This is a genomic window from Lishizhenia sp. (assembly GCF_033720595.1).
Classification (GTDB): domain Bacteria; phylum Bacteroidota; class Bacteroidia; order Flavobacteriales_D; family Crocinitomicaceae; genus Lishizhenia.
The window spans coordinates 1-16,232 of the sequence record NZ_JAWWCF010000055.1 but is presented as its reverse complement, the minus strand read 5'-3'; the positions used below and the strand labels follow the sequence as shown (position 1 = coordinate 16,232).

17 protein-coding genes are annotated in these 16,232 nt (G+C 38.0%); 8 read left to right on the top strand and 9 right to left on the bottom strand.

Annotated features, from left to right (window positions below; translation table 11 throughout):
* The 6 genes from R3333_RS05775 to R3333_RS05750 form a co-directional block, all read right to left on the bottom strand.
* A partial coding sequence (locus R3333_RS05775; protein WP_318957840.1) for a class I SAM-dependent RNA methyltransferase occupies positions 1 to 1,128 on the bottom strand: 1,128 nt, incomplete at its 3' end.
* A 128-nt stretch (positions 1,129 to 1,256) separates the two neighbouring features.
* Positions 1,257 to 1,754 carry a hypothetical protein gene (locus R3333_RS05770; protein ID WP_318957839.1) on the bottom strand — a complete coding sequence of 166 codons (498 nt, stop codon included), beginning with the start codon at positions 1,752 to 1,754 and terminating at the stop codon, positions 1,257 to 1,259.
* 109 nt (positions 1,755 to 1,863) lie between these two features.
* Positions 1,864 to 2,640, bottom strand: a complete 777-nt coding sequence (lpxA, locus tag R3333_RS05765) for an acyl-ACP--UDP-N-acetylglucosamine O-acyltransferase (protein WP_318957838.1) — start codon at positions 2,638 to 2,640, stop codon at positions 1,864 to 1,866.
* A 2-nt stretch (positions 2,641 to 2,642) separates the two neighbouring features.
* Entirely contained in the window at positions 2,643 to 4,043 is a 1,401-nt protein-coding gene (locus R3333_RS05760) for a bifunctional UDP-3-O-[3-hydroxymyristoyl] N-acetylglucosamine deacetylase/3-hydroxyacyl-ACP dehydratase (RefSeq protein ID WP_318957837.1), read from the bottom strand.
* Positions 4,044 to 4,060: 17 nt separating this feature from the next.
* Complete coding sequence (lpxD, locus tag R3333_RS05755) at positions 4,061 to 5,095, bottom strand: UDP-3-O-(3-hydroxymyristoyl)glucosamine N-acyltransferase (protein ID WP_318957836.1); 1,035 nt, start codon at positions 5,093 to 5,095, stop codon at positions 4,061 to 4,063.
* Positions 5,096 to 5,266: 171 nt separating this feature from the next.
* Positions 5,267 to 6,517: an HD domain-containing protein gene (locus R3333_RS05750; RefSeq protein ID WP_318957835.1), complete on the bottom strand. Its 1,251-nt coding sequence runs from the start codon at positions 6,515 to 6,517 to the stop codon at positions 5,267 to 5,269.
* Positions 6,518 to 6,563: 46 nt separating this feature from the next.
* On the opposite strand from R3333_RS05750, the gene R3333_RS05745 reads away from it, so the two are divergent.
* The 6 genes from R3333_RS05745 to R3333_RS05720 all read left to right on the top strand — a co-directional run bounded on the left by R3333_RS05745 (position 6,564) and on the right by R3333_RS05720 (position 12,820).
* Positions 6,564 to 8,105, top strand: coding sequence for a bifunctional response regulator/alkaline phosphatase family protein (locus tag R3333_RS05745; RefSeq protein ID WP_318957834.1), 1,542 nt, complete (start codon positions 6,564 to 6,566; stop codon positions 8,103 to 8,105).
* A 24-nt stretch (positions 8,106 to 8,129) separates the two neighbouring features.
* Positions 8,130 to 8,543, top strand: coding sequence for a tRNA (adenosine(37)-N6)-threonylcarbamoyltransferase complex ATPase subunit type 1 TsaE (gene tsaE, locus R3333_RS05740; RefSeq protein ID WP_318957833.1), 414 nt, complete (start codon positions 8,130 to 8,132; stop codon positions 8,541 to 8,543).
* Positions 8,540 to 9,763: an alanine dehydrogenase gene (locus R3333_RS05735; RefSeq protein WP_318957832.1), complete on the top strand. Its 1,224-nt coding sequence runs from the start codon at positions 8,540 to 8,542 to the stop codon at positions 9,761 to 9,763. The genes tsaE and R3333_RS05735 overlap by 4 nt, the downstream gene beginning before the upstream one ends.
* A 287-nt stretch (positions 9,764 to 10,050) precedes the next feature.
* A complete protein-coding gene (locus R3333_RS05730; protein WP_318957831.1) occupies positions 10,051 to 10,761 on the top strand; it encodes a hypothetical protein in 711 nt (236 codons plus the stop codon).
* 151 nt (positions 10,762 to 10,912) lie between these two features.
* Positions 10,913 to 11,764, top strand: coding sequence for a T9SS type A sorting domain-containing protein (locus tag R3333_RS05725; protein WP_318957830.1), 852 nt, complete (start codon positions 10,913 to 10,915; stop codon positions 11,762 to 11,764).
* Positions 11,765 to 11,854: 90 nt separating this feature from the next.
* On the top strand, positions 11,855 to 12,820 hold the full coding sequence (locus R3333_RS05720) for a T9SS type A sorting domain-containing protein (protein WP_318957829.1): 966 nt from the start codon (positions 11,855 to 11,857) through the stop codon (positions 12,818 to 12,820).
* An 8-nt stretch (positions 12,821 to 12,828) separates the two neighbouring features.
* Here the strand turns inward: R3333_RS05720 and R3333_RS05715 are convergent, their stop codons facing one another.
* Positions 12,829 to 13,296 (bottom strand): CYTH domain-containing protein, encoded by a 468-nt coding sequence (locus R3333_RS05715; RefSeq protein WP_318957828.1) that lies wholly within the window; start codon positions 13,294 to 13,296, stop codon positions 12,829 to 12,831.
* On the bottom strand, positions 13,296 to 13,835 hold the full coding sequence (locus R3333_RS05710) for a hypothetical protein (protein WP_318957827.1): 540 nt from the start codon (positions 13,833 to 13,835) through the stop codon (positions 13,296 to 13,298). Before R3333_RS05710 ends, R3333_RS05715 begins: the two co-directional genes overlap by 1 nt.
* Here R3333_RS05710 and R3333_RS05705 point away from each other — a divergent pair.
* Together R3333_RS05705 and R3333_RS05700 are read left to right on the top strand one after the other, a co-directional pair.
* Positions 13,823 to 14,503, top strand: a complete 681-nt coding sequence (locus R3333_RS05705; protein WP_318957826.1) for a YigZ family protein — start codon at positions 13,823 to 13,825, stop codon at positions 14,501 to 14,503. The genes R3333_RS05710 and R3333_RS05705 overlap by 13 nt on opposite strands.
* Positions 14,504 to 15,427: an aminopeptidase gene (locus R3333_RS05700; protein ID WP_318957825.1), complete on the top strand. Its 924-nt coding sequence runs from the start codon at positions 14,504 to 14,506 to the stop codon at positions 15,425 to 15,427.
* A 71-nt stretch (positions 15,428 to 15,498) separates the two neighbouring features.
* On the opposite strand, the gene R3333_RS05695 is transcribed toward R3333_RS05700, so the two are convergent.
* On the bottom strand, positions 15,499 to 16,232 hold a 734-nt coding region (locus R3333_RS05695; RefSeq protein WP_318957824.1), incomplete at its 5' end, for a hypothetical protein.

Below are 16,232 nucleotides of genomic sequence, written 5' to 3'. Positions count from 1 at the left end.
TACGATATCTACACCGATAATCTCAGCATTCTCTGTACGTGTAGAAAGAATTTGACCTATGGTTCCTGTTCCACAGAAAAGATCCATTACTACTTCGTCTTTCAAATCGTTTCCTCCTTCAAAAACATAGTCCATGGCTTTGTTGTACAAACGCTCTGCAGACTTTGGGTTGGTTTGGAAGAAACTCTCCATAGAGATTTCGAATTCTAAACCGAGTAATTTCTCTACCACGATGTTATCTCCAAACACCAAACTACAGTTTCCATTTTCTATTTTGGCTCTGTCGGCAACATTGTCGTTAATCGTATGCTGGAAACCTGCGATTCTTCCTCCGAATGTTGTTTTTAAAAATTCTCCGAAAGCTTGAGCATCGAACTTTTCTAAACCAACGCTAGACGTCACCAAATTCACCAACAACTGATCTTGATCGAACGATTTACGTACTACGATGTGACGGAAAAAACCTTCTTTACGCGGCGGGTGCCAAGCCGGTAAACCTGTAGCTTTTAAAAACTCGCGTACTTCACGCAATTTGTTTTCCCATTCGGCATCGAAAAGTCCAGATTCTTTGTTCAACGATTCTACTTTCCACCATGTACCACGGTGTTTAAACCCTAAGGCAAAAGCATCATCTATGTCTTCGTCTGTTTCCATATCGTGCTCTATACACGAGAAACTGTACTCCATTTTATTACGGTAGTTGTAATGATTTGGAGATGAGATGAATTCATCGAAACGTTCTTGTATGTCTTGGAAATTTCCTAAACGACGGTAAATATCTAGGGTTGTTGTTTGCTTGTGCTCTTCTTGCAATGCTGGCGGCACGTGAATGTACGGCGCACCACTAATCTCTTGGTAAGGCACTTGAGTTTCTTGCGGAGATCTTTCGATAACCTTTAACAATTTACACTCTGCGTAACGCTTTTTCTTTTTGTTGACTTTCGCCAAAACACGTTGTCCAGGAAAAGTATTTTGTACAAACAAAACGTAGTCTCCTTTCTCTGAGCTCAACTTTGCAATTCCGTTTCCACCGAACGCAAACCCTGTGATCTCTAATTCTATTTCTTGACCTCTATTTACCAATGCTTCTGAATTTGTTGCAAAAATACGAATAGTAAAGAGATTCAAGAATTCAAGGATTCAAAAATTCAACAATTTAAGAATTTGCCTCTCGGCTCCGCTCGAGGACCCAAGTTTGAATATTTGAGGTTATGAGGCCTGAGGTTCGAGGTAGGAGAAGTCTCGAAGGCCGACAATTAGTTTTCATCACACCAATTGGCTTGATCTATCTCCAAGATTTCTCCTTTCGTGTTCATCAGAAAAGTAAAAATTTGAGAAGAGCACCTCTCGTAGTATTTAAGGGAAAAAGAAATAAGAACCTGATCCTCAAAATATTTTCTATGACCAAACTTTATGTAATAATGCCAACTTCTATAGTGGTTTAGTTTAGAGGTTAATTTCACCCGCTTAGAAAGATTTTCTAAAACTATTTTTCTAGGCGTTTCTTGGTGAAATTCTTTGTGCTCAAACCTCTCAAATCCCATTCCCTCATCCACCCCATTCACTGTAGAATCATAGACTTTCAACGTCTTTTTCATGTAATACTCTTCCTTACAATCACAACTTGATTGAAAAATAGCCTTGTTTTCAATGGAGTCTAGGTAATAATTCAAAACGATACGCTCGTAATTGGGGGGTGTTTCTGTTTCCTTTAAAAGGCCCAATCCAAACATTAGGAGAAGTAGATATTTCATAATTCAAAGATGCAGGATGAAAGGATATTTCACAAAAAAAGTCCTCCCAAAACAGGAGGACTTCAATATCTAACATTCTAAAAGTCTAATTGTCTAACCGTCTAAAAGTCTACAACGGCCCTCTAATAATCCCTTTATCGCTTGAGCGAATAAAGTCGATCACCTGCTGTTTTAGATCGGTTCCTTTCAATTCGTTCTCAACGGCATCTAAACCTTTCGTAACGTTATTGTTTAGCACAAACAGCGTTCTGTATACGTCTTCTATCTCTTTAATTTGGTCGTCAGTAAATCCTCTACGACGCAAACCAATAGCATTTACACCTGCGAAAGTCAAAGGTTCTCTTGCCGCGCGAATGAAAGGAGGAATATCCTTGCGAATCAAAGAAGCTCCACCTACAAAGGCATGCTTTCCTATTTTCACAAACTGCTGTGCAGCAGCCTTTCCTTCTATAATGGCAAAATCATCTATTTCAACGTGACCAGAAAGTCCAACGTAATTCGCTAAGATGACATTATTCCCTAAAATACAATCGTGTGCAACGTGTACATAACCCATCAATAAGCAATTGTCTCCAACTACTGTTTTAAATTTGTCGGTAGTCCCTCTGTGTATCGTAACACATTCTCTGATTTTGGTATTATTACCAATTTCAACGGTAGTGTACTCGCCGCCAAACTTTAGATCTTGTGGAATAACCCCGATAACAGAACCTGGGTAGATTTCGCAATCCTCCCCTATTCTTGTACCTGGATAAATGGTAACATTGGGTCCTATCACCGTATTGTTACCGATCACAACATCTTCGTAAATAGTAGTAAAGGGCTCAACTTTAACATTTTGTCCGAGTTGAGCATCTTTAGAAACTGAAGCTAAATTGCTAATCATGCTTATGCTTTATCTTTTATAACTTGTGCAAGCATTTCTGCTTCCATCACAACTTTACCGTTAACATAAGCTTTTCCTCCCATATTAACCAAACCTCTACGCATAGGCGAAAGAAGTTTCAATTCGAAAACAACTGTATCTCCAGGGATTACTTTTTGTTTGAATTTAACGTTGTCTATTTTCATGAAGTAGGTAGAGTACAATTCTGGCTCATCTACTTTAGAAAGTGCATATATACCACCACACTGTGCCATGGCTTCAATTTGAAGTACTCCTGGGAAAACTGGATTTCCTGGGAAGTGACCTGTAAATTGAGGTTCGTTCATGGTAATGTTTTTCACACCTACGATACCATCTTCGTCCATATCGATTACCTTATCTACCAATAAGAAGGGGTAACGGTGCGGCAACATTTTTTCAATGTCGTTAATCGTGTATAACGGCTCTTTTTCTAGATCGAATTTCTTAGGTGCTTTGGCTTGCGCTTTAATTTTGTCTTTTAAAACTTTTGCAAACTTAACGTTACCAGAGTGTCCTGGACGCGCTCCTAAGATGTGTGCTTTAATTGGTTTCCCTACTAAAGCTAAATCTCCTACGATGTCTAACAATTTATGACGAGCAGGCTCATTTTGGAATTGAAGCTTAATGGTATTTAAAACACCCATTCCTTTCACTTCAATTTTCAAGTCTTCTTTCCCTAACAATTTTGCTAAGTTGTCCAACTCTTCTTGCGATACTTCTTCGCGTTCAACCAACACGATGGCATTGTCTAAATCACCACCTTTGATTAAGTTATTTTTTGCTAAGTATTCTAATTCTCTTAAGAAAACAAAAGTTCTACACTTGGCAATTTCTTCTCTAAACTCACCAATGTTGTACATAGAAGCGTGCTGTGTACCCAACACTGGAGATTTGTAATCTACCATTACTGTTATCCTGTAGTTTTCATCAGGAACAGCCAAAATTTCGTTTCCTTTATCTGCATCTTCCCAAGGAATAATTTCGTCTAAAACGAAGTATTCTCTTTCAGCTGCTTGCTCTTCGAAACCAACGCTTTCAATCGCCTCAACGAAAGGCAATGCACTTCCGTCCATAATTGGAATCTCAGGTGCATTTAACTTGATTAAAGCATTATCTACTTGCATTCCGTAAAGGGCTGCTAAAACGTGCTCAGTCGTGTAAATACGAATCCCGTTTTTCTCTAAAGTTGTTCCTCTCTCTGTAGAAACTACTAAATCAACATCGGCATTGATGATAGGTTCTCCCTCAACATCAACACGTTGAAATTTATAACCGTGATTTTCTGGTGCCGGACAAATTTCTAGCGTCACAGCTTTTCCAGTATGTAAACCAACACCTTCAAGGCTTACGCTTTGTTTTATCGTTCTTTGCTTTTCAGACATAATAGTAACGGATGCAATTATTTATTTGATATTTTATCTTCTAGTTCTCTTAACTTCTTAAGGATGTAAGGTAGTTTTCTAAAGCCGAAGAAAGACTTTTTGAAATCGTCAATAGGAATACCTGGTGTTCCCATTAAAGTTTGGTCTGGCTTTTTAACGTTTCCTGGTATTCCAGATTGTGCAACAACTTTTGTTCTGTCGGCAATCTTAATGTGTCCAGAAATTCCGGCTTGACCACCTATCATAACATTTTCACCAATCTTAGCAGATCCTGCAACCCCAACTTGTGCGGCCATGGCAGAATTTCTACCTACTTCTACGTTGTGCGCTAAATGTACGAGGTTGTCTAACTTCACTCCTCTACGTAAAATCGTAGATCCAAGTGTAGCTCTATCTATAGTTGCGTTTGATCCCACTTCAACGTTATCTTCTAAAACAACATTTCCAATTTGTGGCACCTTTTGGAATTCTCCATTTTCATCGGGAGCAAATCCAAATCCATCCGCACCAATAATAGCACCTCCGTGAATCAAACAGTTTTCACCGACCACACAGTCAGCATAAACAGCTGCTCCAGGGTTGATAATCGTTCCTGCTCCAATTTTCACATTCTCTCCAATGTAAACATTCGGGTAAATTTTAACATTGTCCCCTATCTCTGCACCATCAGCGATGTAAGCAAAAGCACCAACATACACGTCCTTACCTATCGTTGCATTTTCATCAATAAATGAGGGCTGTTCTATTTTGGGTTGCTTTGTACGCATTTCGTTGTACACCTCTAATAACTGCGCAAAGCAAGAGTATGCGTCGTCAACTTTAATTAACGTTAAGCTTGAAGGAAGTTCCTTCGATGGAGTGAACGCTCTATCAACTATGGCTATGGAAGCTCCTGTTGTGTAGATGTGCTCCTCGTATTTCATGTTCGCCAAAAAGGAAAGTGTACCTTCCTGACCTTCTTCTATCTTCGATAAACCACTAACCGTAACATCTTTATTACCTTCAATGTCACCCTTAATGATACCTGCAATTTGCTCTGCGGTAAACTTCATGACGTCAAAAATAAAAAATCCTTAGGTTATTTAGATACACATGAAATCATTGTTTTAAACATTCTTTAATTATTAGGTAAGTATTTCTAAGGATTCGAGAAAAATAAGTCACAAAACAAGAAGAAATAAACTGTAAAATTTCAGAAGATCATCAACCTTAATCAAGGGACCCTACTTTCTGATTTCCACCGGATAACACAAGAAATATTTTTCTACCGGAGCCGTGAGTGCAGAGATGTTTAAATTATCTGCAGCTTTACTCACATCTACCACTCTTCCGTCTTTGTATAAAACGTTAATATTTTCTTTGAAGGTGTTGTAAGCATTGTTCACCAACTTATCGGTATACACAAAATAATGGGCATCGTCTGGAGCGATGTTAAAGGTACTTTGAACCATTTGTCGTTCCCACTCTAAACGATCAGGACCAAAGGGTTCTGTGCTAATTTCAATTTTAAACAAATCTCTATTTACCAAACCTTTAGACAAACGAGCCAACACTGTATCTTCGTGAAACTGCCAAACCTTAATGGCACCCATGATGTCAAAATCGTCCAGTTGCGCAAAGTGATTCAGGGCTATAGTATCCTTTTCAAAATCTTCAATTTTTATATCGCGCTCCAAGAAATACTGAAGGGGTGGACTTGCAAATAACTTATGCCCATCCCTACTCAACTCTTTAGCTCTTCGCAGAATGTACATCAACATCCACTCTGCTGCTACCACAGTTTTGTGCAGGTAAACTTGCCAATACATGAGTCGACGGGCTACAATAAATTTTTCGATGGAATAAATTCCTTTTTCTTCCATCACCAACTTATCATCCACCACATTGAGCATTTCAATGATACGATCAGAGCCTATGACACCTTCAGAAACACCCGTGTAAAAGGAATCTCTATTGAGGTAATCCATTCTGTCCATATCCAATTGCGAACTCACCAATTGGTGCAAGAAGGGTTTGTGGTATTTATTGTTGAAAATAAGTAGGGCTAAATCTAATTCTCCTTTAAATTGTTTAGAGATTTCTTGAATAAAAAGCGCTGATATTTTTTCATGACTAATCCCCTTAACAATGTCATGCTCAAGGGTGTGCGAATAAGGACCATGACCGATGTCGTGTAAAAGTATAGCCAACATCACAGCACTTTCCTCTTGCTCTGAAATAAAGTGCCCCTTTCTACGTATTACTTGTACAGCTTTACTCATCAAATGCGTAGCGCCTATACAGTGGTGAAAACGGGTATGATGAGCACCGGGATACACCAAGTGTGTGAGTCCCAGCTGAGTGATTCTTCTCAAGCGTTGAAAATACGGATGTTGAATGATATCAAAAACAATAGAATTGGGAATGGAAACAAATCCATAAACCGGATCATTAATGATTTTCTTTTTGTTATTGGTGCTTGAGTTTGGATTCAAAACTATACTTTTAAATACTGATACTGTAAAGCTAAAAATAAAAACGATGCAGACGAAAATACTTTGGGCAGACGACGAAATTGAATTGTTAAAGCCACACATCATGTTCTTGGAACAAAAAGGTTATGATGTTCAAACGGTTAACAATGGAGACGATGCCGTGGAGCAATGTGAGGAACACAATTTTGACATTGTTTTCCTGGATGAGAACATGCCAGGTATTTCTGGATTGGAAGCCTTGACCCGTATCAAAGAAAGAAACCCTATGTTGCCCATTGTGATGATCACTAAAAGTGAGGAGGAAAGCATCATGGAAGAAGCCATAGGTGGAAAAATTGCCGATTACCTCATCAAACCCGTGAACCCCAATCAGATTTTGTTGAGTTTGAAAAAGAACTTGAATCAAAGTAAGCTGGTTTCGCAAAAAACCAATGCCAATTATCAACAAGAATTCCGTCAAATTGGAATGGATTTAGGGGATAACTTGGACAAGGATGAGTGGACAGACATTTACAAGAAACTTGTCTACTGGGAATTAGAATTGGATGAAGCTGAAGACAAGAGCATGGAAGAAATTCTACGCATGCAAAAGCAAGAAGCCAATGAGCAGTTCATACGCTTTATAGAAGACAATTATTTAGAGTGGCTAAACGGCACTGAAGAAGCCCCTGAAATCTTGCACACCCTGTTTAAAAATAGAGTTGTTCCGGAGATGGACGCTACGACCTACTTGTTGGTGATCGATAATTTACGTTACGACCAATGGCAGGTGTTAAAACCACTGTTTTCTAAATTCTTCAGCATCAAAGAAGATGATTTAGTTTACAGCATTTTACCAACAGCAACCCACTATGCTCGTAATGCATTTTTTGCAGGACTACTTCCTTCAGAAATCGCTAAAAAACATCCTGACTTATGGAAAAACGAAGAGGATGAAGGTGGAAAAAACATGCACGAGAAAGAACTGTTAGCGGCCAACCTTAAACGTTTGGGTAAAAACATCAATTTCTCTTACAACAAAATTACCAATTTAGAAGCAGGTAAAAAGTTGAACGACAATTTCCATCAATTGAGCAACAACGATTTGAATGTTATTGTATACAACTTTGTGGATATGCTTTCGCACGCTAGAACCGATATGGAAGTAATTCGCGAATTAGCAGATGATGAAAGTGCATACCGTTCCTTGACTTTGAGTTGGTTTGAACACTCACCTTTATTTGACATCATTAAAAAGATTGCACAAAGCAAGGCGAAGATTGTTTTAACAACAGATCATGGTACTGTAAAAGTTCAAAATCCTGTAAAAATTGTTGGAGACAAAAATGTAAATACCAACTTGCGCTATAAAACAGGTAAAAACCTGAGTTACAAAGCGAAAGATGTATTCCAAGTAAAAGATCCGCAGGATGCTTTCTTACCGAAAAGTAATTTAAGCTCTGAGTTTGTTTTTGCAAAAGGAGCAGATTTCTTTGTTTACCCCAACAACTACAATTATTTTGTAAACTTTTATAAGAACACCTTTCAACACGGTGGAATTAGTCTTGAAGAAGTATTGATTCCTTTCGTGGTTATGGAAGCAAAATAACATATAACGTTTATAGCTATCGCAATGCAAATCATTGTAAACAACGAAGAAGAACTAGATAAAGTGGTAGACCAAGTGCTCCCCCTTTTGGAACAACATAAAATATTTGCCTTTGATGCAAAAATGGGCAGTGGGAAAACAACTTTTATTGCTCGACTAATTGGAGCCATATCTGAAGGTGCAGATGTATCTTCTCCGACCTTTGGTTATGTAAAGGAGCACGAAACAAATTTAGGTACTGTTCATCATTTTGACCTCTACAGATTAGAGCATGAAGAGGAAGCTTATGACATAGGTATAGAAGAGTATTTATACGGCGATGAGATCTGTTTAATTGAGTGGCCGAAAAAAATAGAGAACCTTTTACCCGAAAACACCGTATGGGTAAATATTGAAGTTGCGCCAGACCAAGCGCGCATTTTTGACATAGCACTATGATAACGGACCCAGAAGTTTTAAAAGGATTAATGAAGGAAGGCAGGTTGATGCCTCAAGAAGAAGTTTTAGAAGTAGGTAGAAAAAAGAATTCACTACACATAGGTATTCCTAGAGAAACCTCTTTTCAAGAACGTCGTGTAGCCTTGGTACCCGAGGCTGTTTCTTTATTAGTGGCCAATGGTCATGAAGTAAAAATTGAAACCAAGGCTGGAGAATTGGCGAACTTCACTGATCAAGAATATTCTGAGGCCGGTGCAAAAATTGTTTATGCAACCAAAGAAATATTTGAGTGCGACATCATTTTCAAAGTAGCTCCTTTATCGGAAGAAGAAGCGAACATGATGCCGGGGAATCAAACATTGATTTCTGCGCTTCAAATCAATATACAACCCAAAAAGATACTTCAACTCTTGATGAGCAAGCGCATTACTGCCTTGGCTTGGGATTACATGAAAGATGAAGAAGGATCCTTCCCTGTTGTGCGCACCGTGGGAGAAATTGCAGGAACCACTTCTATTTTAATTGCAGCAGAACTACTTTCTGCCTACAAAGGCGGAAAAGGAATGATGCTCGGTGGAATTGCTGGTGTTCAACCTGCTGAAATCGTTGTTTTAGGTGCGGGAACTGTTGGAGAATATGCAACTAGAGCTGCTTTAGGTTTGGGTTGTTCTGTTAAAGTATTCGATAGTTCACTTTCGCGTTTAAGACGCTTGCAAAATGATGTAGGAAGTAGAGTGTACACTTCTGTACTCCAACCGAAAGTTCTGGCCAAAGCCCTTATGCGTGCCGATGCAGTTATTGGAGCCATTCGTTCTTCTGTTGGGAGAACACCTTGTGTGGTTACCGAAGAAATGGTCAGAAACATGAAAACAGGTTCTGTAGTTGTGGATGTAAGTATAGATCAAGGTGGATGTTTTGAAACCAGTGAATTGACCAACCACAACACCCCTACTTTTGAGAAGTTCGGTGTTACGCATTACTGTGTACCTAACATTCCATCAAGAGTAGCGAGAACGGCAAGTTTTGCCCTGTCTAACATCTTCTCCCCCCTACTTTTAGAAATGGGAGAATACGGTGGCTGTAAAGAATTGATACGCCAAAATTCCGGATTTAGAAATGGGGTTTACATGTACCAAGGAACTTTGACCAGCGAAGTACTTGGAAATGCCTTCAACCTTAATTACAAAGATTTGGAGTTGTTCATTATGGGAATTAAGTAAGACTTTTAAATTGTTAGATTTCGAAATGACGTGGTTTTAACCACAAAGAGCGCTAAAGGGAATCTATACTCCAATTGGATTTTAAAGATCACACGACTTTATTATACAACCAAGTTTTCCGAGCGGAATCGAGGAGCCGAATTGAATGGATTAATTTCCTAAGCGAGCTCAATGGTTTGAGCCTATAAAAATCGGAAACACTCATTTCTTTGAATTCTTGAATCATTAAATCCCTGAATTTCGAATTTATTAGAACAGATTGGCTAATTTCGCGCAAAACATTGGTCATGGATAAAATCATTAACAGGTTTAAGTATTATTTAGGAGGATTTTTAATCGGTTCTATCTTCGTATTTTTCTTTTTTCAAAACAGAGGATGTTCTTGGCTTCCTTCTAACCGTGTAAAGAACACATTATTAGGTAAAGTAGTAGCACTTCCTGAAGCTGACAAACAAGAATTGAAGGCTCAAGGTTTAACTACCGAAGATTTCATTTCCCTTTTAGATGATGGAGAAATTGACTTTGGAGGATCTTTAAAAGATCAAGATGTTTATCCAAAAGTTTATTTGATCAATAAAGAATTTGACGGGAAGAACATTCGTGCCCAATTCTCTTTATACGAAGATGCTTACATCACAGTAGGAGAATTACTAAAAGAGGATGAAGAAATTCACCGCGTAGAAAAGTATACGGGTTGGGGAGATTACATCAAATTCCCAATGGACACCAACATGGTTTACATGGATACAGCACTAAACAACTGTGTATTGAATGCTTTCGCTTATCAAAAATATGATTCTATCCAAGCGGACATGCTGCATACAACACGCATCAATTTTGATCAATCCGATTTAATGCTTCCTAAGGCAGAACAGCAAATACAGTTTACTGACAGAAAATTGGGTGTAGTAGATGCTAAAACAATTTGGTATTTGTCTAAAATCTTTATCAATAGAATAGAATTCGATGGGAAAGAAGACTTGCCCTGTGCAGACTAATTTCATCTAAAAAAAAATAGTTAAGACCTTCAGCTTTCGCTTGAAGGTCTTTTTTTTGTCTTAAACGTTAGGAATCAAAATTTCACAAATCCATTTATGGAAAATTGAACGCTGCTGCATCATAGGTGTATAAACTCTAAAGCAGTGCACCATGCGTCATAAAAACTTTTTCATTTCCATTCCTGAACCTTGCCATGAAGATTGGGGCAAAATGACCAAGCAAGAAAAAGGCAGACACTGCTCTGCTTGTTCTAAAACGGTATATGATTTCACCCATAAAAGTCAACTAGAAATTGAAGAAGCCTTTGCGCAAAATCCAGAGTTGTGCGGTAGGTTTACGAGCTCCCAATTAAAGCAGCCTTATAAAATGCCGTATGCGGAAAGATTCAATTTGGCAAAGTTTACGGCAGCGTGTTTTCTTGTTTTTGGCCTAAGTTTATTTAATTATAGTTGTGCGTTAGAAACTCCTCATTTCAACCTAATAGACCTTCTACAAGAGCAAGTTATTCAAGGAAAAGTAACACCACCTGACACTTTAATTCAGACACAAACTACCACGGACACAGTGACAGCGGCAATACCCTTGGACACTACAAATGTAGATTCTTTGGATTTTGAAGAAGTCATTATACCGTCAAGCACCCACATTATTTCACAAGAAAAAATCTTTGCAGGTATACCCATTAAAGTTGCTACTCCAACGGTACTAAGAGAAATTGAACCTCGTATGAACCTTGAAAGTTCTTTAGAAATCTTCCCCAACCCTAGCAGTGATTTTTTCAAATTAAAGTACACTCCCCTACAAATCGATAGTACATCATCAGAAATAGATATACGTATTTATGACACCGCAGGAAGATTGGTGGAAGATGAAAGCTACCCTTTTCAAGGAGGAACTTTCGAAACCATACTTTCGCTTACAGGAAGAACGGCAGGAATCTACATCCTTCAAATCGTTAACGGACAAGAAACACTAAAAACGAAGCTTATTAAAAAAGACTAGCGCATTTTGAACTCTTTTCAATTAAGAGTGTACAGTTGAAAAACGCTGAGAATACTCATAATTTTTAATTAACTCTTCAAGACTTACACCATGCAAACAAAAAACTATCGTATTGCCATACCAGAACCTTGTCATGAAGACTGGAATCAAATGAGTCCGAATGCCCAAGGTAGATTCTGTTCTTCTTGTGCAAAAACCGTTGTTGATTTCACACAAATGAATAAAGATGAAATTGCCAAACATGTAGCCGAAAATGATAAGGTCTGTGGTAGAATTAGTTCTTCACAACTTAACACCGTTTACCAAATACCTTACAAAGAACGTTTTAAATTGGCTCGTTTTGCAGCAGCATGCTTGTTGGTCTTTGGCCTTGGACTTTTTAATTACTCCTGTGAAATGGAGAGTCCTCATGTAAATTTAGTAGAGTTAACACTACAGGGAAAAACCATATTTACTGAAACTGACCCCGAAATTCTGGGAAATATTGTAAACGTCGACGACTCTGTATTTGCTACTCCAAACAAAGAAGATAGTATCATACCTCAAGAACCTGAATTAATTAAAAAAGGTGAATTTGCATTTCCAGAACATGTTGAGGGAGAAGTTTATATTACAGAAATAGAAGAATGTATTATTCCTGATATTGAAGAGGAGCAACCGCCATCTGATGATACTACACCTACCCTTACAAAAGAAGACATTGAACGCCTGCCTGAAAGAGATCTCTACATGGTAGGAGCAATGGTTATTGTAGACAGTTATAAAGAAACTATTGTTGAGCCAGATATAATAGACAATGCCATGAAACTATACCCTAATCCTGCGAATCAAATCGTTAATTTCAGTTTCAAACCCGGTAAATTAGAGCAAAGAGAAGAAATTGCTATCCAAATATTTAGCGCGACAGGAGCCTTGGTACAGAACGAAACTTTACAATTGACCGGTGATACTTATTCTACAGCTTTCACTGCCGCAGATTTAAACAATGGTGTTTATTTCATCAATTTTGTATATAACAATGAAAGGATTAGTCAGAAGCTAATTGTTCAACAGTAAGCACCTACCTAAAGCATATTCACATTGAAATATTGAGGGTCTGTAGATACGTCTTCCTTGATAAAGTAGGGCAGGTCTACAGCCTCTTTTTCTGTGTTTAATTCTACCTCTGCTAATACAAGTCCTGTTTTAGGTGAAGTAAACTCATCCACCTCCCATGTTTTGTCCTGATAATTGAATGTGTAACGTACTTTGTCAATGTGTTTCGCACAAAATTCAGAGATCATTGCCTTGGCCTCACTTACGGGAATTTCATATTCAAACTCAGACCTTGTAATCCCCTTTGTCTTTCCTTTGATGGTTAAATACGCCTTTTGCTCACCGGCTTTAGACTTTATACGTACACGAGAAGTTTGAAGTTCTGTTCTACCTATATATGCTTGTATGATTTGTACTTTTTCTGAATTCACCTCCTTTTTAAAGGCTTCCCATTTTGTGGTATCTACTAAAAACTTGCGTTCTATTTCCTTCCCCATTAATTAACATTTACATATTCAAACTGACCATTGGTAATCTTTACTGTATCCCCAAAACCTTGTGCTAACTTGGCTTCAAAAAAACCAGAAAACTGATTATCCACTACATCAATTTCGGAGAACACCACGGTTCCCGATCCTAAAGTGGTATAATTGTCAGTATTACTCTGTAATTTATCTGTAATCTTTACGTAATTATTTAGGGGCATCATTGGACGAGCTCCTAAAGTATCTCCATTACCAAAGTTAAACTTCACTTCTATGGCCAAGGTATCATTTTCGAAATCCGCAATGAAGTAATAGTTTCCCGAATAGGAAATTTCATAATTCTGGAAGGTCCATTTATCACCATTGACTTTCGCCAAAGCATAGCTTATTTCCTCTGGTTCAGGACAAGGTGGACAGTCTCCTCCACAATCAACAGCTGTTTCTCCTGGAGACAAATACCCATCTGCACATTTATCGACCATTTCCTCTTCTTTACAAGCAAAAGAAAAGACAAACAGCCCCAATAAAACCGCTAGATTTGAAATTTTCATGGCAATCACTTTATAGTTTCTGCAAGATAGGTACTTTTGAGAAAAAAAGTATTCTGGAAAAGATAAATAAATACAAAACTATACAAGCTAAGTCGGAAGGATTGTACAAAGAAAAAGGATCCAAGTTCATTGGTTACGTGGTACAATGTTATGATGAAGACGAAGCTAAATCTTACCTTGAACAATGGCGAAAAGAACACCATCAAGCCAGACACTGGTGTTATGCCTACCGCTTTGGTCTGCATAAAGATGTTTACAGGGCCAATGATGATGGTGAACCCTCTAACTCTGCTGGGGCACCGATATTAGGACAGATACAATCTTATGATTTAACCAATGTTCTCATTTGCGTGGTACGTTATTTTGGAGGAACTAAGCTCGGAGTTGGGGGATTGATCCATGCCTACAGAGCTGCTGCCAAAGAAGCTATTGAGAATGGGAAAATCATTGAAGTTACCGTACATCAATGGCTGGATGTAAACTTTGAATATCCTGAAATGCCAGGAATCATGAAGTTTGTAAAAGACAACAACCTTATCATTAAAGAACAAATTTTTGAACTCTCTTGTAAATTACGCATAGGAGTTCCTTTAGAAATTAGTGAAATGGTAGCGCAACATTTGGACGAATTAGACAATACATCAATTACTGATTTAGGAATATATTAAATGAAATTATTAGAAAAACTTATTGAGGTTCGCGGAACTTCTGGAGATGAAGCTGAAATCAAAGACTTCCTATTGAACCATATCAATGCGGTTAAACATAACTGGAAAGTTCAACCTCAAATTATAGAAGGTGAAGATTTTCAAGATGCCATTATTTTAGTTTTTGGAAAACCCAAAACGGCAATTTTCGCGCATATCGATACCATTGGATATATGTCTGCTTACGGTAAAAACCTTATTAAAATTGGCGGACCTAAAGCTGTGGAAGGGTACGAATTGGTAGGACAAGACAGTAAAGGGGAAATTGAAACAGAACTCATGCTCATTGAAGATGAGAATGGTTCAACAAGTATTCAATATGTTTTAGACAGGGAAATTGATAGAGGTACACCGTTAAGCTTCAAACCTAATTTCAGGGAAACTGAGGAGTTCATTCAGAGTCCATACTTAGACAACCGATTAGGAGTTTGGAATGCTTTACAAGTAGCTGAAACACTTGAAAATGGAATTATCGTTTTCTCAACTTACGAAGAACACGGTGGTGGTTCTGTAGGTTTTTTAGGAAGATATATTTACGACAACTACAAAGTACGTCAAGCCTTAATCTCTGACATTACCTGGGTTACGGATGGTGTACATCACGGAAAAGGAGTTGCTATTTCTATGCGTGACAGCGGCGTTCCAAGAAGAAAATATTTAAACAGAATTCTAAGTATTGCCAGCAAGAGTGGTATAGCACACCAATTGGAGGTTGAATCTGCAGGAGGTAGTGACGGTACAATGTTGCAAAAAACAGATTTGCCTTTTGACTGGTGTTTTATCGGCGCCCCTGAGGACAATGTGCATAGTCCAGATGAGAAAGTGCACAAATTCGATATTGCTTGTATGGTAGATCTATACAAGGTGTTGATGAAGGAATTATAGCATATCAAAACATAATACTAAAAAAGGCTCGTTAGAATTAACGAGCCTTTTTTAATCATCTTACTATCCTTTTACAATCCGTTGGCAGCCATGAAACTCTCCAATAATTGTTTCAATACATTTTCTTGACCTTTCTTAGCTTTTATAACAATGCGAGACTCTAAATTATCTGCCTCCATGTAAATATGATCTATGGCATCAACCATAAACTCTGCATCGTCTAAATCAACTTTTATATCTTCTGGTAGAGCATTGATATCAACAAAGGCCGTAATCGGTTTAGAACCGAAATCTTCTGCCCATTCTGGAACGCGAACCTTACCTTCAGGGAAGTTTCCATTCACTCCTTTTTTATACATCAAGAACTCTTTGCTCTTAAACACTTTTTGGTTTTTACCAATTAAAAACTCATTCGCTGCAGTTTCTTCTACTTCAGAAGACCATAAATCCTTGCTATTGTCTAATAAATTCATCATGCTTTCACCTACACCAGCATAAGCAGAAACATAATTCAAGCTATCCGCTCTTCCACCGATTTGCGCAACGGCAGTAAACTTACCATTGATGAAGGTATTCAGTTTGTTCGAGCTTAGTAGAATAGAAACAACTGGTCTCACGTCCATTCGTGCCAATATTTTATTCATGTATCTAGGATCTATTTGCTTGGCAAAATTGTCCATTTTCTCTACATCGATATTGATACAAATTCCCATATTCGCTTCAAAATCACCTAATTTCTCAAGTATTTCTTCGTTATCATTGGTATTGAAGAATAAAGCATCTTTCAACTGATCATTAACATATG

What these genes read in the sequence shown, in the direction of transcription:
- lpxA (WP_318957838.1), bottom strand. Translation starts at nt 2,640, where the DNA reads ATGATTAGCAATTTAGCTTCAGTTTCTAAAGATGCTCAACTCGGACAA.
- R3333_RS05710 (WP_318957827.1), bottom strand. Translation starts at nt 13,835, where the DNA reads ATGAAAATTTCAAATCTAGCGGTTTTATTGGGGCTGTTTGTCTTTTCT.
- R3333_RS05745 (WP_318957834.1), top strand. Translation starts at nt 6,564, where the DNA reads ATGCAGACGAAAATACTTTGGGCAGACGACGAAATTGAATTGTTAAAG.
- R3333_RS05700 (WP_318957825.1), top strand. Translation starts at nt 14,504, where the DNA reads ATGAAATTATTAGAAAAACTTATTGAGGTTCGCGGAACTTCTGGAGAT.
- lpxD (WP_318957836.1), bottom strand. Translation starts at nt 5,095, where the DNA reads ATGAAGTTTACCGCAGAGCAAATTGCAGGTATCATTAAGGGTGACATT.
- R3333_RS05760 (WP_318957837.1), bottom strand. Translation starts at nt 4,043, where the DNA reads ATGTCTGAAAAGCAAAGAACGATAAAACAAAGCGTAAGCCTTGAAGGT.
- R3333_RS05725 (WP_318957830.1), top strand. Translation starts at nt 10,913, where the DNA reads ATGCGTCATAAAAACTTTTTCATTTCCATTCCTGAACCTTGCCATGAA.
- R3333_RS05735 (WP_318957832.1), top strand. Translation starts at nt 8,540, where the DNA reads ATGATAACGGACCCAGAAGTTTTAAAAGGATTAATGAAGGAAGGCAGG.
- tsaE (WP_318957833.1), top strand. Translation starts at nt 8,130, where the DNA reads ATGCAAATCATTGTAAACAACGAAGAAGAACTAGATAAAGTGGTAGAC.
- R3333_RS05715 (WP_318957828.1), bottom strand. Translation starts at nt 13,296, where the DNA reads ATGGGGAAGGAAATAGAACGCAAGTTTTTAGTAGATACCACAAAATGG.
- R3333_RS05720 (WP_318957829.1), top strand. Translation starts at nt 11,855, where the DNA reads ATGCAAACAAAAAACTATCGTATTGCCATACCAGAACCTTGTCATGAA.
- R3333_RS05730 (WP_318957831.1), top strand. Translation starts at nt 10,051, where the DNA reads ATGGATAAAATCATTAACAGGTTTAAGTATTATTTAGGAGGATTTTTA.
- R3333_RS05770 (WP_318957839.1), bottom strand. Translation starts at nt 1,754, where the DNA reads ATGAAATATCTACTTCTCCTAATGTTTGGATTGGGCCTTTTAAAGGAA.